Below are 19,863 nucleotides of genomic sequence, written 5' to 3'. Positions count from 1 at the left end.
AGATTGCCGCACAGCGCGGCGGAGCGTGGAATGAATACCAGGGATCTGCAGTCTCGCCTGGCGGCCTTTGCCGACGAGCGCGACTGGGAGCAGTTTCATAACCCCAAGAACCTCGTCATGGCGCTATCGGTCGAATGCGCCGAGTTGGTCGAGGAGTTCCAGTGGTTGACCGAAGCCCAGGCCACGACGGTCATGGACGACGCCGAACGGGCGCAACGGGTGCGGGAAGAACTGGCTGACGTGACGGCCTACCTGCTGCGTATTGCCGACAAGCTGGATGTCGATCTTGAGGCCGCTTTGCTGGAAAAGATGGCGAAGAATGCCGCCAAGTATCCGGTCGAGGGTTTCAAGGGCTCGGCGCGGAAATACAATCGCTGATCATTGCTGGAGCGCTTCGTCATGACTGATAACAAACAGACCATCGAGCGCTATATGGCGGGCTTTCGCGCTAGCGACCACGCGATGATCCTGGCCTGCCTGACCGATGACGTCGTCTGGGAAATGGCGGGAGCCTTCCATCTGGGGGGCAAGGTGGCGTTTGACGGGGAAATCCAGAACGAAGCGTTTGTTGGCAGCCCGATCATCGCGATCCACCGGCTGACGGAGGAGAACGACGTGGTGGTGGCTGAGGGTGCCCTGCAATGCCAGCGGCGTGAGGGCGGTACGCTCAATGCCTTCTTCTGTGATGTATTCACGATGCGCGACACCCGCATCAGCCGGCTGGCCACCTACCTGACCGTCCTCAACTAGCCGCCATTGATGGAAACCACGCTGGTCCAGACCATCAAGCTGGCCATTGTCTCCGCCACCGGTCTTTCCAAGGATGCGCTGCATATCTATGTCGGCCTGATCGTGTTTCTCGTCACGGCCCGCTTGCGGCGAACTTCTGCCTCCCTGCTGCTGCCCTGGTTCATGGTGCTGGGCGTCGCACTGCTCGGCGAGGCGCTCGATATGCGTGACGACCTGGCCAGCCTGGGGCATTGGCGTTGGGATGCCAGCCTGCACGACATCATCAACACCCTGTTCTGGCCGTCGGTACTGTGGGCGGTGCTCCGGTTCGATTATCTGGGTGGACGAGACCGAAAGCCGCACTGACCGGGTGGGAAGTCAGGGTTGACCTACGCCCGATAGACCGATCAATGCCCCGCCCAGCAAGAGCCAGAGCGGATGCAGCGAGGACTTGAAGGCCAGCACCGCGCAGAGGGCGGTGATGATCCAGAGGACGGGTTCGCCGCCATCGGCCGCCTGGCTGATCAGGATGGCACTGGAGACGACCAGCCCAGCCGTGACCGGCACTAGGGCTGACTGCACCATCCGTCGCCACGGACGGTCCTTGAAGCGCTCCCAGCCATGCATGACCAGCATGGTCACGACGGAGGAGGGACCGAACTTTGCCACTGAGGTCACCAATACACCGGGCCAGCCGGCCACATGCCAGCCTATCAGCGTCACGATCATCATATTGGGGCCAGGGGCGGCCTGGGCGAGCGCAAACAGGGCGCTGAATTCGTTCCCAGACATCCAGTGGTGGACATCAACCACCTGACGATGCATCTCCGGCAGGATGGTATTGCCGCCACCGAAGGCCAGCAGCGAGAGCTGGCTGAACAGTAGGGCCAGCGCGAGCAAAGTCTCGATCATCGCGCGCTCCGATAGGCGATCAGCAGGCTCAGGCAGGTCAGCACCAGCATGGCGGGCAGCAGCGGGACGCGCAGAATGGCGATCAGTACGCAGCCGAGCGCTGCCACGACGATGGCGGCCGGCCTACCCCGCAGCGGCAGGGCGATCTTGACTGCCATGGCAATCAGCAGGCCGGCTGCAGCTGCGGCGAGGCCGGAAAACAGGTGGCGGATACGCGGGTCGTCCCGCGTGTGTTCGTACAGCACGCCCAGGCCGATGACCACCAGCGAGGGGCCGACAATCAGGCCCAGCAGCGCGGCCAGAGCGCCCGCTACGCCATGGAAGCGCATGCCCACAGCGACCGAGAGATTGATGATGTTGCCACCTGGCAGGAACTGACAGAGACCGAGCAGCTCGGTGAACTCATCCGCACTGAGCCACCGCCGTCGTTCCACGATGGTCCTGTGCGCCAGCGGCAAAACACCGCCAAAGGAGGTGAGTCCCAGGCCGAGAAAGCCACTGAACAGGGCTGCTAGTGTTGGTGAGCTGAGGTTCGGTGGCGTATCGAGGTGGTTCTGCATACAGTGCGATCCTGGCTAGACGAGCGCTCGCCATTTTACCCGCTTGAACCTGCCAGTGCGCAGGCTGACCAAGTGGCAAACGGGCCAGCCAGAGCCCGAGCGTCTAGTATGGTTTAACACGAAGGGCTAGCTGTGCCCCGTGAGGAGAAGAGTGAATGTTGCAACGCGCCACGATAGGTAGTTTGAGTTTGTTGGCTGCCGCCACGGCGCAAGCCGGTCCGGATCTGTTGACCGGGGTGCTCGATACTGCTGGTAGCGCCGGACTGGGGTCGATCGTCCGGGTCGAGAAGTCACCCTATGTAGGGGCGGGGACCCGGTACGATCTGGTACCGCTTTATCTCTACGAAGGTAGTCGTTTCTTTGTACATGCCAGCCGGCTTGGGATGAAGCTTCACGCTGATCAATCGGACAGGCTCGACTTGTTTGTGGAACGTCGCTTCGAGGGGCTGCTCGAGGATGACATTCCACCCAAGCTGGCAGGGCTTGGTGCGCGTAGCGCCAGCTTTGACTTGGGCCTGTCCTATCGCATGCGACAATCCTGGGGGACCTTACAGGCGGCCATGCAGCGTGACATAGGCAACGCATCCAAGGGCACTGAAGCCAGCCTTAGCTACGCTTATGACTGGCGTAACGGTCGTCTGGTGTTGCGACCCAGCATTACCTTGACCTGGCGGGATGCCGCATTGAACAACTACTACTATGGCGTACGCCCGGAAGAGACAACCACGGATCGTCCCGCCTACGCACCAGGTTCAGGCATGGATGGGTCCCTTGGTCTGTATGTCAGCTACGATTTGACCGAGAACTGGCGCGTATTGGGCGGGGTATCCACCAGTCTGCAGGACAGCAAGGTGAGGCGCAGCTCCATTGTCCGGCAGGGTTCGCAGCCAACCATCTCGCTGGGCGCAGTCTATGACTTCGGCAGCTATCGCGACGGTTGGGCCGGGGAACGTACACCCACGACCATCAAGGTTTTCCATGGACAGGCCTCGGCCGAGGGGTGCCACCTGGCCCGCATCATGACCTTCAAGTGTTCCGACACCAACAAGCTCCACCCGACCAGCATCACCGGTATCCATGTCGGTAAATCGTTTGTCCAGGGCTTCAATGGCTGGCCGCTGGATTTCACCGGCTTTGCCGGGTTGGTCTATCACGACGACAAGGGCCTGCAGCGCAACGGTGCGCAGTTCGACCTGTACATGAAGGGCTATTACTACGGATTCCCGTGGAGTGACTGGGTACGGACGCGGTTGGGGATGGGTTTCGGCCTGTCCATCGCCCAGCGTGTGCCGTATGAGGAAGTATCGAGCCAGGCAGCACGCAATCGCTCGACATCGCGCTTGCTGAACTACCTGGACCCGACCATCGATTTCAATGTGGGCGACGTATTCCGCGCCAAGTCCCTCAAGACCACCTATCTGGGCGTCGGGGTATCTCACCGCTCCGGCATCTTTGCTTCATCGCAATTGCTGGGCAATGTGAACGGCGGCTCCAACTACATTTACAGCTACCTGGAAACGACGTTCTAGGCCTTACGGCCAGATGCGGAACGGTTGAGCGGCAGATGGGGCTGACTGCGCGCTCTCGGCCGCCGCTCTTTCCGCTTCGACCATGACGTCTGTTCCGGGCGGATAGGCCTTCGTGGGGCGGTCGCCCATTAGGTAACGCGGGCCGCCACCATGTTGCTGGGCGATATCGCCGGGGTTGTAGAGCTTGCAGGTCTTCAGCGAGAGGCAGCCGCAGCCTATGCAGGAACTGAGCTGGTCGCGCAGATCGGTCATGGCATCGATGCGTGCCTGGATCAAGGGACGCCAGGAACGGGATAGTTTTTCCCAGTCGGCCTTGGTCGGTGTCCGCTGGTCGGGCAGGGTGTCGAGGGCTTCGCGGATGTCGCTCAGGCTGAGGCCGACGCCCTGAGCGACACGAATGAAGCCGACGCGCCGCAGGGTTTCCTGCGTGTACTGGCGCTGGCCGCCGCTGGTTCGCGTGCTGCGGATCAGGCCTTCGTCTTCATAAAAGCGCAAGGCACTGGCGGCGATGCCAGCTCGTTTGGCGAAAGCGCCGATGGTCAACAGGGTCTCTGCCATGTTCGTCTCCATGTGGTAATAAGTGCTTGTTTTTAAGTTTACTTGAACTTTTATACTGCGCCGTAATTTCAAGTGGAGCAGAAAAATGGCGCAAGGGCGGTTGATCTCCTCGTGGTCCGGAACGGCTATGCCATCTGCAGCGCTTGCCGATGTTGGTACTTCCCACGATAGACGCTGCATCGGGCAGCATGTCGGTGTACTGACCGATGGCGCATCCTGGGAGGTGCTGGCCTTGGCAGTGGCAGCCGTTGCGGACTATGTCACGCTGCTCTGTCGTTCCGATAGCCTGACTGCGCACATGCAGGCCAGGCTGGCCGAACAGGACGTCTGGATCGAAACAAGGGTTATCGTCGGCATCCTGGGGGCGTGGCCCGCGCCGGATGGCATCCTGCTTGAGGATGGCGAGATTCCGATCGTGGATATGCTGCTGACGGTTGGCGCGACGGCGAACCTGCCGCTGCGCAGGCCGTCGCCGGACTGAAATATTCCGGTCGTCTGGCCGTCGTAAAGTGTGTTCCATCCCGCCGATCCTGGCGGGTCTTATCGGAAAGGGGCACACGTGATATCGGTAGCCGGCCTGCTCAGTGAACGATTCCCCGCCTTTAACCAGAAGCCTTTGCTGGTTCGCAAGCTCATCATCGGAGCCTTGCGCGTACTGTTGTGCGAGAAGCAGATCAACGATTTCATGCACTATGCCGACGGCCATACCGGCCTCGATTTCAACGATTGCATCGTGCAGTACCTCAATGTGCGCTATGGCGTACATGGTCAAGCGCATATTCCTGCAACCGGGCCGGTCGTGATCGTCGCCAATCATCCGCTTGGCGCACTGGATGGATCGGCGCTGATCCAGCTGGTGAGCCAGGTGCGCAAGGACGTGCGCATGGTGGTCAGCGATGTACTGCTGCAGTTTCGGCCTGCGCGCGACATTCTGCTGCCGGTCGACAATCTGAGCGGCCGTTCCAATCGTGGCAATGTGGATGGCATCGACGCGGCACTCGCCCGCGGCGAGGTGGTGATCATCTTCCCCAGCGGCGAGGTATCACGCGCCACGCCGCGCGGCATACGCGACGGCATCTGGCGAACCGGTTTCCTGCGCGTGGCGGCGCGGGCGAGGGCACCCATCCTGCCGGTGCATATCGGCGGCCGCAATTCGCTCGGTTTCTATGCCTGGTCCATGTTGTACAAGCCCATGGCCATGCTGCTGCTGGCCAGGGAGATATTCGGCAATCACTCTGTCCGCCTGCCTATCGTCATCGACCAGCCTATCGCCTGGGAGGAGGTCGAGGCCTGGCAGCTCAGCCAGCCGGCGGCAGCGGCCCGCCTTCGCCAGCATGTGTACCGTCTGCGCCCTGGCCGCCGTACGCACCGGGCCCTGCTGGGTGCGGCGCGGCAGCGCGCGGTGTTGCCATAACAGACGGGGCTTGCGCTGGGCGGGGGCTCGCGGTAAATGTGTCGGCATTCCCCTACGCCACAGGCAAGCCACCATGATCAAGGTCCACCATCTCGATACCTCTCGTTCGCAACGCGTACTCTGGTTGCTCGAGGAGCTGGGCCTGCCTTACGAGATAATCCACTACAAGCGCGACAAGAAGACCATGCTGGCGCCGCCGGAGCTCAAGGCAGTCCATCCACTGGGCAAGTCGCCGGTGATTACCGATGGCGACATCACGGTGGCCGAATCCGGCGCCATCCTTGAGTATCTGGTTGAGCAATATGGTAGCCAGGGGCAGGGCGATGTCGCCCAGCTACTGCCCGTCCAGGGTACACCAGCCTACCGGCAGTGCCGCTTCTGGCTGCATTACGCCGAAGGATCGCTGATGAACTGGCTGCTGATGAAGCTGGTGTTTCTCAGCATTCCGAAGCAGCCCATGCCCTTCTTCGTCAAGCCGATCGCCCGCAAACTGGCCGAGACGGTGCAGGCCAAGCTGATCGATCCCAACCTCAGCACCTCGCTGGCGTTTATCGAGCAGCATCTGGCCAGCCATACCTGGTTCGCCGGCGAGCACCTGAGCGTGGCCGATTTCCAGATGAGCTTTGCGGTGGAAGCCGCGCTGGCGAGAGCAACCGGCGGTATGTCCTACCCCCGCTTGCTGGCCTACCGTGATCGCATGGCCGCACGGCCTGCCTATCAGCGCGCCCTAACCAAGGGCGGCCCGGTAGTCATGGGGGGCTGAGTCCGTGAGACGGCGCATATCGGCAGGCCGCGTGTTGATACGGATGGGTTTCGTGCTCGTACTGGCCGCACCGGCCCTGGCTGAGCAGACGGTGTGCTATGCCCACGAAAGCAATTTCATGGCCGAATGCGGCGTCTGTCCACCGGGTTCGGATTGGGTCAGTGGCCCCAGCAAGGCTGTCGACGGTTGCACCGTGCGTCCGCACCAGGACCCTCGCCTGATCACCCAGGAGGAAGGTCTGGCCCGCATTGCCGGGCGGTACGGCAAGCGCAAGCCGATCGCCGGCTGGACCGGTGCCGGCAGCGAGCAGGCCTTGCAGCCCGCCATGCCCGCGCCAGTGTTCCGGGTGACGCCGACAAAGCAGGCGACACCGGCCGAGGCGCCCCAGAATGGCCGCCGGATATCGGTCAGGCAGCTCTCGAACTGAGCCAGTCGTCGATCGGCATCGGCCTGGCAAACAAAAAGCCCTGCATAGCATCGCAACCGTGCTGGGCCAGGAATTCCGCCTGATCCGGGACCTCCACTCCCTCGGCCACCACCCTTAGCCCCAGGTGCTTGGCGGTGGCGATAATCAGCTCGACGATGGCCGCATCGCTGGGATTACCCGGCGTATCCTGAACGAAGCTACGGTCTATCTTCAGTTCATGCAGTGGCAGACGCTTCAGGTAAGCGAGGCTGGAGTAGCCCGTGCCAAAGTCGTCGATCGAGAAACGTATGCCCATCTCGGCCAGTGTGCACATCTTGCGTATGGTGTCATGCAGGTTCTTGATCAGCAGACCTTCGGTGACCTCGAATACCAGCAGGCTGGCCGGCGCGCCGGTCTCCGCCAGTACACCCTGCACCCGCTCGACAAAATCCGGCTCATGAAACTGGTGCGGGCTGACATTGATGGACAAGGGCAAAGCCTGCCCCGCTGCCTGTAGGCGTACGACTGTGCGGCAACCTTCCTGCATGGCCCAGTGCCCCAGCCGCTGGATCAGGCCGGTTTCCTCGGCGATGGGGATGAATAGCGCCGGTGAAACATGGCCGCGCTCTGGGTGTTGCCAACGCATCAGCAGTTCAGCACCGATGGCCCGGCCGCTGCGATCGACCTGTGGTTGCAGGTACATCTGCAATTGCTGCGCGCCCAGCGCCCGCTCCAGATGGTGCTGGATCGCCAGCCGCTCCTCAATCTCGGACTGCATGACCGGCTCGAAGTAAGCGATGCGATTGCGACCACCGGCCTTGGCCCGGTACATCGCCATATCGGCCTCCCGCAGCAATTGCTCGCCGGTCTGGCCTTCCTTGGGAAACAGCGTGACCCCGATGCTGCCACCAGAGTGGTGCCGCTGACCCTCCACGTGGAAAGGCAGCGCAAGCGCCGCACGTACCTTCTCGGCGATCGTCATGGCGGCTACCGCTGCCTGCTCCATGTCCGCGGCGAGGCAGGGCACCAGTACGACGAACTCGTCGCCCCCCAGCCTTGCTACGGTATCTTCGGCACGCATGACCTCACTCAGGCGATCTGCCACGCTGCGTAGCAGGCCATCGCCGATGCCATGCCCGCGTGCGTCGTTGACGTTCTTGAAGTTGTCCAGGTCCACATACATCAAGGCACCGACATATTCGTTACGGCGCGCCGCCGACAGCGTCTGCGTCAGCCTGTCCATCAGCAGGCGGCGGTTGGGCATCCCGGTCAGGACATCGAAATAGGCCAGCCGGTGGATGTTCTGCTCGGCCAGTTTGCGATCGGTGATATCGCGTTGGATCATGACGAAGTTGCTGCAATGCCCGTCTGCCGCATAGATGGGCGTGATATCGAGTTCCAGCCAGAATTCCTCACCGTCCTTGGCGTAGGCCACTACCTCTGCCCGCACCGGCGTCGGGATGCGCAAGCTGGCGCGGATGCGTTCGATCTCCGACTTGTCGGTATTCGGTCCCTGCAGTATGCGCAGCGACTTGCCGATGGCTTCGAGCCGGCTATAACCGGTACGCTGCTCGAATGCATGATTGACGAAGATGATCGACGGGCCTGGCTCTTCTACCGGCTCGGCAGTCGTGATGACGACGATATCGTTGAGGTGGGCAACGGCGGCGCCTGTCAGCCGCAGCTCCTCATTGGCGACGGTCAGTCGGGCCTGCTCTTCCTTCAGCGAGCGGGCGGCTTCGTCCCGGGTGGCCAGCGAATGCCGGAGTCCATCGAGCAGCACGGCGCTGGACAAGGTCAGGATGCTGCTGATCAGGCCGAAATTGATGCCGATGGCCAGCCATTTGATCAGCGGGCGATCATCGAAGCCGGCGACGTGGATCTCCAGATTCGCCCAGTAGCCGACCAGCGGCAGGGTGATGCCGGTCAACAGCAGGGTGAACCACCCGGCCCGCTGCCCGAGCAATAGTGCACTCATGACCGGGCAGGCCAGCAGGTAGATCTGGCTGACCGGCCCCACGGTGAATAGCAGGCCCAGCCCGATCAGATACAGTAGCGCGAGGAACTGACCCGCCCGCAGACGATAGTCCAGCCCCTGGTTGCGCCATAGCAGGAAGACCCAGCTCAGGGCGGTGATGTCGATCAGCAGCAGGTGCCACAGGCCCTGCTGCAGGGCGTAGAGCATGTTGGGCATGGCGGTGCCTGCCCCGAGCACCAAGACCACCAGCAGGACGTTGGACAGCACCCTTTCCCGCCACTGATCGATATTGACCGGAGCGGTGCGGGGTGTGACCAGAAAGCGCCGGATGAGCTGCAGCATCGCCCTGCCTGTGGCCTGCTTGGGTCAGGCGGTTGCCTGACGTTCCAATATAGACGAGACGCTGCAAACGCTCCGGCTGCCGGGCATCAGGCACCTGGCCGGACGGGCAGCCCGAACAGCAAGGCACCCCACATGCCGAACAGCAGCAAGGTACTGAGCAGATAGGCGGTAAAACGATGGCTGACCTTGTTGTAGCTGCAGTGGATCAGGCTGTGCAACGCCCGCAGGATGACGAAACACCAGGCGGCGACCACATAGCCCGGTGTGGCGATCTGCAACGCCATCAGCGTCGGGCACAGGGCATAGAACAGCACCGGTATTTCGAACAGGTTGCGGAAGTTCTCGGCCGACTGCACCCGCTTGAAGGCCTTGCCGACCTGTGCGGTGGTCGCGAAATCATCCATGCAAAGACCATATTGACGTCGCTCGCAATCACGCTCGTACAGCATGCGCAGCCAGACGACCATCGTGATGCTGACCATGGCAATGCAAGGGAACAAGAGTGCGGAGTTAGGCATGGGTGGGTACCGGTGAAGGGAACGCACCACTTTAGGCAGAAAGCCGCCGCATCGCTGCCCCAGGGGCTACGGCTGACAACCACTACCTCCAAAGAGGTAGGTTCAGACCGCCATATGGCGGGATTCGCCCACCGCCTTCACGTACTACGCTGATGCGTATGGTTGGCCGCCGTGTGTCAGCCAAAAACAGAACTGCATGGAGCACAACGTGAAAAAACTGACCACCGCCTTTGGCGCACCTGTCGCCGACAATACCAACACCCAGACTGCGGGCCCGCGTGGTCCGGCCTTGCTGCAGGATGTCTGGTTCCTTGAGAAGCTGGCCCATTTCGATCGGGAAGTCATCCCCGAGCGGCGCATGCATGCCAAGGGTGCGGGCGCCCACGGCAAGTTCACGGTCACGCACGACATTACCCGCTACACCAAGGCCCGGATATTTTCACAGATCGGCAAGGAGACCGAGCTGTTCATCCGTTTCTCCACCGTGGCCGGTGAGCGCGGGGCGGCCGATGCCGAGCGCGATATCCGCGGCTTTGCGGTCAAGTTCTATACCGAGCAGGGCAACTGGGACCTGGTGGGCAACAATACGCCGGTGTTCTTCTTGCGCGACCCGCTGCGCTTCCCCGACCTCAACCATGCGGTCAAGCGCGACCCGCGCAGCGGCCTGCGTAGCGCACACAGCAACTGGGACTTCTGGACCCTGTTGCCGGAAGCGCTGCACCAGATCACCATCGTCATGAGCGATCGCGGCATTCCGCGCAGCTACCGGCATATGCATGGCTTTGGCAGCCACACCTTCAGCTTCATCAACGCCGCCAACGAACGCTACTGGGTCAAGTTCCACCTCAAGACCCAGCAGGGTATCCAGAACCTCAGCGATGCCGAAGCATCGGCCATCATCGGCAATGATCGCGAGAGTGATCTGCGCGATCTGTTCGAGAGCATCGAACGCAAGGAATACCCGCGCTGGACCTTGTTCGTGCAGGTCATGCCGGAGAAAGAGGCGGGCAGCTATCGCTTCAACCCTTTCGATCTGTCCAAGGTCTGGCCCCATAAGGACTACCCCTTGATCGAAGTCGGCGTACTGGAGCTGAACCGCAACCCGGAGAACTACTTTGCCGAGACCGAACAGGTGGCGTTCAACCCGGCCAATGTGGTGCCCGGCATCAGCTTTTCGCCAGACAAGATGCTGCAGGGGCGGCTGTTCTCCTACGGTGATGCGCAGCGCTACCGCCTGGGCGTGAACCACGCGGCCATTCCGGTCAATGCCCCGAAGTGCCCTTTCCATAGCTACCATCGTGACGGCCAGATGCGGGTGGACGGCAACGCCGGCGCGACCATCGGTTACCAGCCCAATGGTCAGGACGAATGGGCCGAGCAACCGGACTTTCGTGAGCCGCCGCTGGCGCTGGAAGGTGCGGCCAGCAGCTATCCGCAGGATGACGACCACTATTCGCAGCCGGGTGCACTGTTCCGCCTGATGAGCCCGGCGCAGCAGCAGACGCTGTTTGAGAACACCGCCCGCTCGGTGGGTGGTGCCTCGAAAGAGGTGCAGGAGCGGCATATCGCCAATTGCAGCAAGGCGGACCCGGCTTATGGCGCGGGCGTGGCGCTCGCCCTGGCGACCCTGCGCACCTAGTCGGTCCGCGAGGGGTTCGGAGAGACGGCGGCCTGTTGATACAGGCCGCCGTTTTTCCCTCATTCGGCCGCCGAGGTACGTCGCATTTCCATGACCCAGTTGGTGTCCCAGTGGTGACCGCCATCGGTGGAGAAAGCCTGCTGCCAGCGTGCGCTCTCCGGCGTGATATGCGACCAGGTGTAGCGCACCCGGATAGGCTGGCCTTCAAAGTCGTCATCACACTCGAAGACACCGACGCCGTCGATGAAGCTGCCGACGACCGGCGGCTGTAGCGTACCGGTCGAGGCGTTGATGCCGCCGGTACGATTGGTCAGCCAGAAGATGCTCCAGAGCCGGGTCTCCGGGTTGTAGATGCGCAAGGACATGGCCAGGAAACCAGGCCGCCAGGCCGGCGCGACGAAATCATCGTAGTTGCCGATCTCACCGGGCAGCTTGCGGGCGGTCGTGCTCGCGTCGAACTCCTCCCATCCGCTATCTTGCTGCAACAGGTGCACGCGCTTGCGGCTATGGCTTTGCCAACTGCCGATGAAAAAATCAAAATCGTTCGCGCCGTGGGGCAGTTCTGTCGACATGGTGATGGCTCCTTCTGGTGGGGTGGGTCAGGGATGGACTTCTTGAGGTGCGCATCAGAGTCGTTGCCAGCCGTCATGAAGTGTCCAGGCTGCGGTAAGCACGAGTACCGCGCCGACCAGGCGGGCGATGGCGGTATTGGCGCGCGGGGTGGCCAGCAGCCAGTCGCGCACCTGGGCCGCCAGCAGGGCAAGCCCGCCATAGACGGCGAACTGGGTTGCCGCGGTGATGGCGCTCAGGACCGAGGCCTGGGCCCAGATCGGGCCGGCCTGGACGCGGACGAATTGCGGAAAGATCGCCAGCATGAACAGATAGGCCTTGGGATTGAGCAGGCTGGTCAGCATGGCGCGCCGAAAGCTGGCGGCAGGCGTGCGCGCGGCATCCTTTGCTACCGGCAGGACCACGCTGGCGCTGCGGATCAGCGTCCAGCCTATCCAGGCCATATAGCCGGCACCGAGAAACAGCATCGTCACCAGGGCTGCGGGGATCAGCGTCAGCAGCAGGCTCACGCCGGTAGCTCCCATCAGCATGTGGCACAGGCCGCCCACCACGATGCCCGCAACGGCGGCGAGGCCGGTGCGTCGACCCCCGGTCATGGCGCTGCCCATGACGTAGGCCATGTCCATGCCGGGCAGGATGATGACGCCGAACACCACCATGAAATACAGCCACAGGTTGCTACCGTGATCCATCGTCTTGCTCCTCGTGTCGTGTGGGCTGCCAACGTCGGAGCGCTGGCGGCGATGAACGCACTCTGGGGCTTAAATAGGACAGAAATGGCCCTGATTTGAGATTACGATGCAGCCATGGCAAAACCGACCCATCGATTGCTGGCCTTGCTCGAAATCCTGCAGACCCAGGGGCTGGTCGCCGGCAGCGAACTGGCGCGCCGGCTGGAGATCGACCCGCGCACGCTGCGACGCTATATGGCGCAGCTGGAGGAGATGGGTATCCCGATCACCGCCGAGCGCGGACGGGATGGGGGCTACCGGCTGATGCACAGCTTCAAGCTGCCGCCGATGATGTTCAGCAATGAAGAGGCGCTGGCCTTGTCCCTGGGCTTGCTTGCCGCCCGCAGTCTGGGGCTTGCCGAGGCAGCACCGGCGGTGAGCAGTGCGCAGGCCAAGCTTGAGCGTGTCCTGCCTGCCAATCTCAGGCAGCGGGTGCGTGCCGTGGGCGAGACGGTCAGGCTCGATCTCTCTCAGGCCGGCCCATCCGAAGACAACGCAGCACTGATCGCCCTGAGCGCGGCCGCCCAGGTACAGCAAAGAGTCCATCTGCACTATCGAACGGCCGAGCAGGCACTGACCGAGCGGGATTTCGATCCCTACGGTCTGGCGTTCAGGTCAGGCCGCTGGTATGTAGTGGGCTACTGCCACTTGCGGGAGGACCTGCGCTCGTTCCGGCTGGACCGGATCGTGACGGTCGTGGCGATTCCCGCCAGCTTTCTGCGGCCGACGGATTTCGATGCACTGGCCTATCTCGCCCGCTCGGAAGCCATCCTGCCGCGAACCTACGCGGTTACTGTCCTGCTGCATACCTCGCTTGATACGGCGCGTCGTGAAATCTACAGCGCGCTGGGGGTACTGGAGGTGCAGGAGCAGGGCGTGCTGCTGCGCAGTCAGGTGGAGTCGCTGGCCTGGATGGCGCGGCAACTGGCACAACTTCCCTTTACCTTTACCGTGCTGTCGCCCCCCGACCTTCGGGAGGCCCTGCGTGCGCACGCCACCCAATTGCTGGGTCTGGCGGTGGAGCGGGTCTAGCTGGCGGGATTGCGCCGGGCATAGCGCTGAGCCAACACCGCGCAGGTCATGAGCTGGATCTGGTGGAACAGCATCAAGGGCAGCACGATAAGGCCGATGGGGTGGCCGGCGAAGATCACCTTGGCCATGGGGACGCCGCTGGCCAGGCTCTTCTTGGAGCCACAGAACACGATGGTGATCTCGTCATTCTTGTCGAATCCCAGCCAGCGGCTGCCGTAGCGGGTCAGCAGTAGCACGATGCCCAGCAATACCGCGCAGACCAGCAGCAGCCCCAGCAAGGCGCTCACGCCCAACTGCTGCCAGAGACCCTGAATGACCGCGTCACTGAAGGCGGTATAGACCACCAGCAGGATGGAGCCCTGGTCCACGAACTTGAGCAGGGGCAAGTGACGGTCCACCCAGCCGCCTATCCAGCGTCGGGCGATCTGGCCCGCCACAAAGGGCACCAGCAACTGCAGAACGATGTTCATCACCGCACCGTTGGCATCGGCATTGGCGCTGTTGTTGCTGAATAGCAGCCCGACCAGCGCCGGGGTCAGGAAGATGCCGATCAGGTTGGAGGCGGAGGCACTGCAGATGGCGGCCGGTACATTGCCGCGGGCCATGGCCGTGAAGGCGATCGACGACTGCACGGTGGATGGCAGGACGCACAGGAACAGGATGCCAAGGTAAAGATCAGGCGTGACCAGGGGCGACAAGATAGGGCGCAGGGCGACGCCCAGCAGCGGGAACAGCACAAAGGTGCTGGCGAGCACCGTCAGGTGCAGTCGCCAGTGCGTGGCGCCGGCGATGACGGCCTCGCGCGACAGTTTGGCGCCGTGCAGGAAGAACAGCAGCCCGATGGCGATATTGGTAACGTTGTTGAAGGCTACGGCACCCAGCCCGTGGCAGGGCAGCAGGCTGGCCAGCAGCACGGTGGCCAGCAGGGCGAGCGTGAAATTGTCGGGTAGCAGACGTGATCGGGCCATGATGGTTCCATGAGGACAAGCGAAGTAGGTCTGCTGCCATGGCGGCGTTCGACCCGTTCGATCATTGGACCGCAGATAGATCTAGAATACCAATTCATTGGTGTTATCAATCTATGCTGGATGGCTATGAATATCACTCTGCAACAGCTCAAGGCCTTTCTCACCGTGGCCCGGTATCGGCACTTCAGCCGGGCGGCCGAGGCGCTCGCACTGACACAGCCGGCGGTCAGCCGTAGCGTGCGGCAGCTGGAGGACGAACTCGGCTTCAAATTGCTGGATAGGACCACGCGCGAAGTCGTGCTGACCGAGGCAGGGACGCGGGTGGCTGCGTCGGTCGGGCATGCCCTGGAGGCGCTGGAACAGGCCCTGTTCGATTCGCTGAACCTGAACGAAGGGCTGAGGGGCAGGGTGCGCATTGCCACCAGCCCGACGATTTCTGCCAACCTGATGCCCACGTGCATCGTCCACTGTAGCGAGCGGTATCCGGATATCGAGATTGCCCTCAGCGATCAGGTGCAGCGATTGGTCGTGGCCAGCGTGCACAGCGGGGAAGTGGACTTCGGCATCATCATCGAGCCCATCGCGCTGGCCGATCTGGAATGCGAACCCATCCTGACCGAACCCTTCCTGCTGGTCTGTCGGCCCGATCATCCCTTCGCAAGCCAGACCGGGGTCAGCTGGCAGGCGCTCGCGGGCCAGGCGCTGGTCCTGCTCGACTATGCCTCCGGCAGCCGGCCCCTGATAGATCGCGCCCTGGCCGCGCAGGCGGTACATGGCAAAGTCGTGCAGGAGGTGGGGCATGCCACCACCGCCTTCAAGATGGTGGCTGCCGGGGTCGGGATCAGCATACTGCCGGCACTCGCCTTGCCACTGCCGGATAGTGACGCGCTGGTAGCCCGGCCGCTGGTGCCGGAAATCAACCGGGTGGTGATGCTGGTGCGACGCAAGAACCGCTCGCTGTCTGCGGCGGCAGAGACCGTATGGCAGCTGGTACGCGAGCGCGCAGCGGTGTTCGCCAGCCACCGGTCCTGATCGCCAATGGTCTGCTCAGCGGCGAAATACTGTGCGCAGGCGGGAGATGAGCCCGCTGTCTGCGGCATCGTCTGCCTTGGCGGGCTTGGGTGCGGCCTGGCTGATCAGCGGCATGATGGGCGCGAGTTCGGTGTGCGAGCCGGGCTGGACCTGCGCTACTTCGCTGGCCACGGGTACCGGCAGGCTTTCCCACAGATCGAAGAGATCCAGCTCGCTATCGCGCAGTAGCGGGTGATCCTGTGCAAGCAGCGGCCTGACCGCCGCAATGATCGCCTGCTTGTCCATCTGCGGCAGTTGCAAGGGTGTCTGGGTACGCCACAGGGCGCGGGTCAGCGCCTGTACCATCGGCATGCGTTCGGCGAAGTGTTCGCTCATCTTCTCGGCATGGCTGATGAAGATGGTGTCGCGTACCAAGGGCGAGAAATACTGCAGCATCTCGTCGCCTTCCCAGAATATCTCCTGCTCGCGGCCCGCGCCGGCGTTGAGCACTTCCGCCCGCAGGAAGTCGCGCTCCAGGCGTTCATCGCGGGCATTATAGAGGCCATGGTGCTGCTGCCAGTACAGGGCAACGGCCAACGTGGCGCAGGCAATGTCACGACGATGTGCCCGCTCATGCTGTAGTCGGGTATTGCCGCGATACTGGCCATACATGCCCTCCACTCCGATCTGGTCCGGCGCGTAGCCATAGCGGATGGCGACGACAGCCCGGGCTGCCTCCATCAGGCAGACGGCAGCCAGCGATCTGGGTGCATAGACGATATGCACCGGGAAAGAGGGCAGGCTGCCGGGTGTGGCCAACGGGTTCTGGTCGGGCGATTCGCCCGCCAGCAGGATCTCGATTCGGGTATCCCGCAGCACGGGGCCGACGCCGCCGCGCGGGTCATGGTCCAGCAGATCGGCATCGATCAGGGTGGCATAGAGCGCGTGGCTCACTTCAACAAAGGGCGTGTCGGGCGCGTCCTCAAGAATGCGCCGCAAGGCTTCAAGGGTATTGCAGTTCAAGGCGTGTGATCCAGAGGCGGCTGATAGGACGTAGCTGGGCGCTGCGGGCGGATAAAACCACACAGCTGTTAATGCGCCATGGGGGCTTGGTAAGCAAATGTAAACAGGCACGCAACCGGTGGACGAAATAACGGGGGTAGGCTGCTGTCAGTCTGGTGTAATTTTACCTCATCATCGGCCAGGGGATTGCACGATCGTGCAAATCCCCCCGGTGGGCTCAGGCCGGGAGCCAGCGCAGCCTTGATCGTGGCGTAGTTTGCAGGACCTGTAGTTCCGGGGTACCACGCAGCCGGTCAGCGCGGATCAATGCCTGGGTAGCTTGCGCTGCCAGTGGCTTCAATGCCTGTTCGACGCTGGCTACGCTCGGCATCAGGCCTAGCCAAAGCAGATAGGGGCCGTCGCTGCGTACGGGTAGCTGCGGGAAGTTGTTGGCGGCATCCAGCGTGACCAACAGGCCACATTCCTGTGCTCCGACCTCGCGGTACTGGGAAAGATAGCGTTCCGCCTGCTCGACCGCAGCCTCAAGGCCACCCTGGCGGACGGCGAACAGTTGCGCGACCAGTACCCCTTGGGCGCCTGCCGGCTCATGCACCGGGTTGACGGCTGCCAGCAGCGGGATGCCGCGCTCCGGTTGCCAGGGACGTAATAACAGGACGTTGTCGCTATCGACTATCAGGTTGTTGAGCGTGGTGCGATGCTCGCGCCAGACCGGACCGTAGTAGAACGCCGCATTGGCGATAGCCCGCGTCTCCATGTCCCGGAAGCCGCGTAGCCAGGTAAAGCCGGCGGCGTTGCCTGCATCCAGCCCCTGGCCCAGGGCCATGGCACCCAGTTGCTGGAAGGCTTCGGGGAAGTAGGTTTCGAAGTAGCGGACGAAGTGTTCACGACAGCCCGCCTGCAAGGTATAGCGGCGAAATTCGATGACCGGGAATGGGCTAGGCGTCAGCATGATGGGCTACCTGTTTTGGATGGGTGACAACCACGCTAGGCCTGATATAGGTCGCAAACCGTCCTGATTCCCTCCTTGTCCGGTGTCGGTTAAGATCGAATCCTCCTTCCTGATCTGTGAGTGAGTTGCCGATGTAATGCCTGTTTGAAACGTTGCCGTACCCCGATACCCAGCCAGTCTGTCTGCGCGCTGGCTGTGTCTTTACGTTTCTACAGGATGCAACTCATGACCTACCTCAAATTGCCGACGACGTCGGCAGCCGTACCGCTTGCCCATTCCGAAGAGTATTTCGGTGCCTATCGCGACTACTGGTGGAATGCCGACTTTCTGGCGCTGATGGTCCAGCGCTGGCAGCTTGATTCAAGCTCAAGCCTGCTTGATGTCGGCTGCGGGCAATGCCACTGGAGCCGGGCCTTGCTGCCGCATCTACCCCGCGGCGTAAGCGTGACCGGTGTGGACCGGGACCCCAAGTGGGCGCAGGGTGAGCCCGCCTTGACACGCTACTTCCAGGCCCACGGCGACGAGCTCACCGTGCAGGCCGGCGATGCTACTCAACTGCCTTTTGCCGATGACAGCTTCGATGTGGTCACCTGCCAGACCGTGCTGATCCACCTGGCTGATCCGCTCGCCGCCCTGCGTGAAATGCGCCGCGTAGTCAGGCCTGGTGGCTGGGTGATATGCGCAGAGCCGAGCAATCTTGCCAATGCCGCGATGCTTTATGCCCTGGAGCAGGATTGGTCGGCCGCCGAGCGCCTTGAGGCCTATCGTTACCGCTTGCTGTGCGAAACCGGCAAACGCCTGGCCGGGGAGGGGGACTCGTCGCTGGGATGCCGATTGGCCATGCTGTTTCAGGAGGCAGGCTTCGAAGGGATACAAAGCCATCTGTCCGACAAGGCATCCCCCCTGTTGCCTGGGGCCGCTGATGCCGAAAGCCTCGCCAACCGCGGCGAAATACGGGATGGACTGAGCCCGGAACGTAATGCCGTATGGGACGCCCATGTCGAGCGCTGGCTACCCTGGCTCACGCCGGAGGATGCCGCCTTCATCCGGCGCTATACCGCCGAGCGTCCTGCGCTGCAGGCGGCCACGCAGCATTTGCTGGATGTCGACCGTTACTGGGACTGTGGCGCCGGGCTGACCTTTCTGGTCGCGGCCCGGAAGTAAGTAAGCACGACAGACAGGCCGGCTTTTGCCGGCCTGTTTTCCACCTGTCCGTTCCGCCGGCGATGACCGTCCGTCGTCCACATTGTTTGTGCGCTATCTATTTTGCTTGACTTGATAGATGTCGATCGACATATAATTTAATCATTACGAATGTAATGTAATTGATCGCAAGGCACACCCTGAACCCATTACCGGCCATCAACCGGTGCAAGGAGCAAGACAATGACGACGCAAACCAACACCCTCGGTACCGCTCTCATCACCGGCGCTTCCACCGGCATCGGCGCCGTATATGCAGATCGCCTGGCCAAGCGTGGCTATGACCTGGTCCTGGTTGCACGTGACCTGCCGCGCCTGCAGGCGCTGGCTGCCCGGTTGACGCAGGAAACCGGCGTCAAGGTTGAGGCCCTCAAGGCCGACCTGACCAACAAGGCCGACCTTGCCAAGGTGGAAGCCCGCTTGCGCGACGATGCCGCCATCAGCCTGCTGCTCAACAATGCCGGCATGAGCGTGGGTGGTAGCTTCATCGGCGGGAATGTCGACCAGTTCGACGCCATGCTGCAGCTCAACGTCGTTGCCGTCATGCGGCTGGCGAGCATCGCCGCCGCGGCGTTCGCTGCCCGCAAGCGGGGCACCATCATCAACCTCGCCTCCGTACTTGCCCTGGCGCCAGAACTGTTCGACGGCGTCTATAGCGGGACCAAGGCCTTCGTGCTCAATATGACCCACGCCCTGCAACGCGATCTGGCTCCGCTCGGGGTACGGGTACAGGCCGTGCTGCCCGGTGCTACCCGCACCGAAATCTGGGAACGTTCCGGCGTGGACGTCAACGCATTCCCGGCCGAGATGGTCATGGGCGTGGACGACATGGTGGATGCAGCCCTGGTTGGCCTGGACCAGGGTGAGCTAGTCACCATCCCGCCTCTGCAGGACATTGCCGACTGGAACCACTACCTGCAGGCCCGCCTGGCGCTGGCACCGAAGCTTTCCATCAGCAAACCGGCTGCCCGTTACAGCCAACAGTAAGCGACCACGGCACGGCGGCAGTCAGGCGCCGTTGCTTGCAG

The 19,863-nt window shown here is 62.5% G+C and carries 22 protein-coding genes and 1 pseudogene; 13 read left to right on the top strand and 10 right to left on the bottom strand.

Going from position 1 to position 19,863, the window contains the following annotated elements; genetic code table 11:
* The first annotated feature begins 30 nt into the window (after positions 1 to 30).
* The 3 genes from ACYVHK_RS14365 to ACYVHK_RS14355 are packed head-to-tail and all read left to right on the top strand — an operon-like array spanning position 31 to position 1,095.
* On the top strand, positions 31 to 378 hold the full coding sequence (locus ACYVHK_RS14365) for a nucleotide pyrophosphohydrolase (RefSeq protein WP_460533307.1): 348 nt from the start codon (positions 31 to 33) through the stop codon (positions 376 to 378).
* Between the two features lie 21 nt (positions 379 to 399).
* Positions 400 to 750, top strand: a complete 351-nt coding sequence (locus ACYVHK_RS14360; protein ID WP_460533304.1) for a nuclear transport factor 2 family protein — start codon at positions 400 to 402, stop codon at positions 748 to 750.
* 9 nt (positions 751 to 759) lie between these two features.
* The gene (locus ACYVHK_RS14355; RefSeq protein WP_460533302.1) at positions 760 to 1,095 is read left to right on the top strand and encodes a hypothetical protein; all 336 of its coding nucleotides are present in this window, start codon (positions 760 to 762) and stop codon (positions 1,093 to 1,095) included.
* Positions 1,096 to 1,107: 12 nt separating this feature from the next.
* Here ACYVHK_RS14355 and ACYVHK_RS14350 read toward each other — a convergent pair whose 3' ends face one another.
* Both ACYVHK_RS14350 and ACYVHK_RS14345 read right to left on the bottom strand, forming a co-directional pair.
* The gene (locus ACYVHK_RS14350) at positions 1,108 to 1,641 is read right to left on the bottom strand and encodes a chromate transporter (RefSeq protein WP_460533299.1); all 534 of its coding nucleotides are present in this window, start codon (positions 1,639 to 1,641) and stop codon (positions 1,108 to 1,110) included.
* A complete protein-coding gene (locus ACYVHK_RS14345) occupies positions 1,638 to 2,201 on the bottom strand; it encodes a chromate transporter (RefSeq protein WP_460533296.1) in 564 nt (187 codons plus the stop codon). Before ACYVHK_RS14345 ends, ACYVHK_RS14350 begins: the two co-directional genes overlap by 4 nt.
* 155 nt (positions 2,202 to 2,356) lie before the next feature.
* Between ACYVHK_RS14345 and ACYVHK_RS14340 the strand changes: the two genes are divergently transcribed.
* Positions 2,357 to 3,730, top strand: a complete 1,374-nt coding sequence (locus tag ACYVHK_RS14340; RefSeq protein ID WP_460533294.1) for a MipA/OmpV family protein — start codon at positions 2,357 to 2,359, stop codon at positions 3,728 to 3,730.
* A 3-nt stretch (positions 3,731 to 3,733) separates the two neighbouring features.
* On the opposite strand, the gene soxR is transcribed toward ACYVHK_RS14340, so the two are convergent.
* Complete coding sequence (soxR, locus tag ACYVHK_RS14335; protein ID WP_460533291.1) at positions 3,734 to 4,288, bottom strand: redox-sensitive transcriptional activator SoxR; 555 nt, start codon at positions 4,286 to 4,288, stop codon at positions 3,734 to 3,736.
* Between the two features lie 127 nt (positions 4,289 to 4,415).
* Between soxR and ACYVHK_RS14330 the strand changes: the two genes are divergently transcribed.
* The 4 genes from ACYVHK_RS14330 (at position 4,416) to ACYVHK_RS14315 (ending at position 6,892) form a co-directional block, all read left to right on the top strand.
* Positions 4,416 to 4,769 (top strand): hypothetical protein, encoded by a 354-nt coding sequence (locus ACYVHK_RS14330; protein WP_460533288.1) that lies wholly within the window; start codon positions 4,416 to 4,418, stop codon positions 4,767 to 4,769.
* 78 nt (positions 4,770 to 4,847) lie between these two features.
* Positions 4,848 to 5,702: a lysophospholipid acyltransferase family protein gene (locus ACYVHK_RS14325; RefSeq protein ID WP_460533285.1), complete on the top strand. Its 855-nt coding sequence runs from the start codon at positions 4,848 to 4,850 to the stop codon at positions 5,700 to 5,702.
* Positions 5,703 to 5,775: 73 nt separating this feature from the next.
* On the top strand, positions 5,776 to 6,465 hold the full coding sequence (locus tag ACYVHK_RS14320; RefSeq protein WP_460533282.1) for a glutathione S-transferase family protein: 690 nt from the start codon (positions 5,776 to 5,778) through the stop codon (positions 6,463 to 6,465).
* A 52-nt stretch (positions 6,466 to 6,517) separates the two neighbouring features.
* Positions 6,518 to 6,892, top strand: a complete 375-nt coding sequence (locus ACYVHK_RS14315; RefSeq protein ID WP_460533279.1) for a hypothetical protein — start codon at positions 6,518 to 6,520, stop codon at positions 6,890 to 6,892.
* On the opposite strand, the gene ACYVHK_RS14310 is transcribed toward ACYVHK_RS14315, so the two are convergent.
* Together ACYVHK_RS14310 and ACYVHK_RS14305 are read right to left on the bottom strand one after the other, a co-directional pair.
* Positions 6,873 to 9,191, bottom strand: a complete 2,319-nt coding sequence (locus ACYVHK_RS14310) for a putative bifunctional diguanylate cyclase/phosphodiesterase (RefSeq protein ID WP_460533275.1) — start codon at positions 9,189 to 9,191, stop codon at positions 6,873 to 6,875. The two genes, ACYVHK_RS14315 and ACYVHK_RS14310, sit on opposite strands and share 20 nt — an antisense overlap.
* 86 nt (positions 9,192 to 9,277) lie before the next feature.
* The gene (locus ACYVHK_RS14305; RefSeq protein ID WP_460533273.1) at positions 9,278 to 9,709 is read right to left on the bottom strand and encodes an MAPEG family protein; all 432 of its coding nucleotides are present in this window, start codon (positions 9,707 to 9,709) and stop codon (positions 9,278 to 9,280) included.
* Between the two features lie 196 nt (positions 9,710 to 9,905).
* Here ACYVHK_RS14305 and ACYVHK_RS14300 point away from each other — a divergent pair.
* Positions 9,906 to 11,330: pseudogene (locus ACYVHK_RS14300) on the top strand (catalase); the annotation flags it as partial.
* A gap of 77 nt (positions 11,331 to 11,407) precedes the next feature.
* Here the strand turns inward: ACYVHK_RS14300 and ACYVHK_RS14295 are convergent.
* Both ACYVHK_RS14295 and ACYVHK_RS14290 read right to left on the bottom strand, forming a co-directional pair.
* Positions 11,408 to 11,920, bottom strand: a complete 513-nt coding sequence (locus ACYVHK_RS14295; RefSeq protein ID WP_460533270.1) for a hypothetical protein — start codon at positions 11,918 to 11,920, stop codon at positions 11,408 to 11,410.
* A gap of 54 nt (positions 11,921 to 11,974) precedes the next feature.
* Positions 11,975 to 12,610: a LysE family translocator gene (locus ACYVHK_RS14290; RefSeq protein ID WP_460533267.1), complete on the bottom strand. Its 636-nt coding sequence runs from the start codon at positions 12,608 to 12,610 to the stop codon at positions 11,975 to 11,977.
* A 114-nt stretch (positions 12,611 to 12,724) separates the two neighbouring features.
* On the opposite strand from ACYVHK_RS14290, the gene ACYVHK_RS14285 reads away from it, so the two are divergent.
* On the top strand, positions 12,725 to 13,681 hold the full coding sequence (locus ACYVHK_RS14285) for a helix-turn-helix transcriptional regulator (RefSeq protein WP_460533264.1): 957 nt from the start codon (positions 12,725 to 12,727) through the stop codon (positions 13,679 to 13,681).
* On the opposite strand, the gene ACYVHK_RS14280 is transcribed toward ACYVHK_RS14285, so the two are convergent.
* Complete coding sequence (locus ACYVHK_RS14280) at positions 13,678 to 14,649, bottom strand: bile acid:sodium symporter family protein (RefSeq protein WP_460533261.1); 972 nt, start codon at positions 14,647 to 14,649, stop codon at positions 13,678 to 13,680. The genes ACYVHK_RS14285 and ACYVHK_RS14280 overlap by 4 nt on opposite strands.
* A 126-nt stretch (positions 14,650 to 14,775) precedes the next feature.
* Here ACYVHK_RS14280 and ACYVHK_RS14275 point away from each other — a divergent pair, with 126 nt between their 5' ends.
* Complete coding sequence (locus ACYVHK_RS14275; RefSeq protein ID WP_460533258.1) at positions 14,776 to 15,681, top strand: LysR family transcriptional regulator; 906 nt, start codon at positions 14,776 to 14,778, stop codon at positions 15,679 to 15,681.
* Between the two features lie 15 nt (positions 15,682 to 15,696).
* On the opposite strand, the gene ACYVHK_RS14270 is transcribed toward ACYVHK_RS14275, so the two are convergent.
* Both ACYVHK_RS14270 and ACYVHK_RS14265 read right to left on the bottom strand, forming a co-directional pair.
* The gene (locus ACYVHK_RS14270; RefSeq protein WP_460533255.1) at positions 15,697 to 16,683 is read right to left on the bottom strand and encodes a hypothetical protein; all 987 of its coding nucleotides are present in this window, start codon (positions 16,681 to 16,683) and stop codon (positions 15,697 to 15,699) included.
* A gap of 217 nt (positions 16,684 to 16,900) precedes the next feature.
* On the bottom strand, positions 16,901 to 17,632 hold the full coding sequence (locus ACYVHK_RS14265) for an NIPSNAP family protein (protein WP_460533252.1): 732 nt from the start codon (positions 17,630 to 17,632) through the stop codon (positions 16,901 to 16,903).
* A gap of 225 nt (positions 17,633 to 17,857) precedes the next feature.
* Here ACYVHK_RS14265 and ACYVHK_RS14260 point away from each other — a divergent pair, with 225 nt between their 5' ends.
* Together ACYVHK_RS14260 and ACYVHK_RS14255 are read left to right on the top strand one after the other, a co-directional pair.
* Positions 17,858 to 18,796, top strand: coding sequence for a class I SAM-dependent methyltransferase (locus tag ACYVHK_RS14260; protein ID WP_460533249.1), 939 nt, complete (start codon positions 17,858 to 17,860; stop codon positions 18,794 to 18,796).
* A 222-nt stretch (positions 18,797 to 19,018) separates the two neighbouring features.
* Positions 19,019 to 19,822: an SDR family NAD(P)-dependent oxidoreductase gene (locus ACYVHK_RS14255; protein ID WP_460533246.1), complete on the top strand. Its 804-nt coding sequence runs from the start codon at positions 19,019 to 19,021 to the stop codon at positions 19,820 to 19,822.
* Positions 19,823 to 19,863: the final 41 nt, after the last annotated feature.

The sequence above is a fragment of the Chitinimonas naiadis genome (genome assembly GCF_054780835.1).
This window is presented reverse-complemented; position numbering and strand designations above follow the sequence as displayed.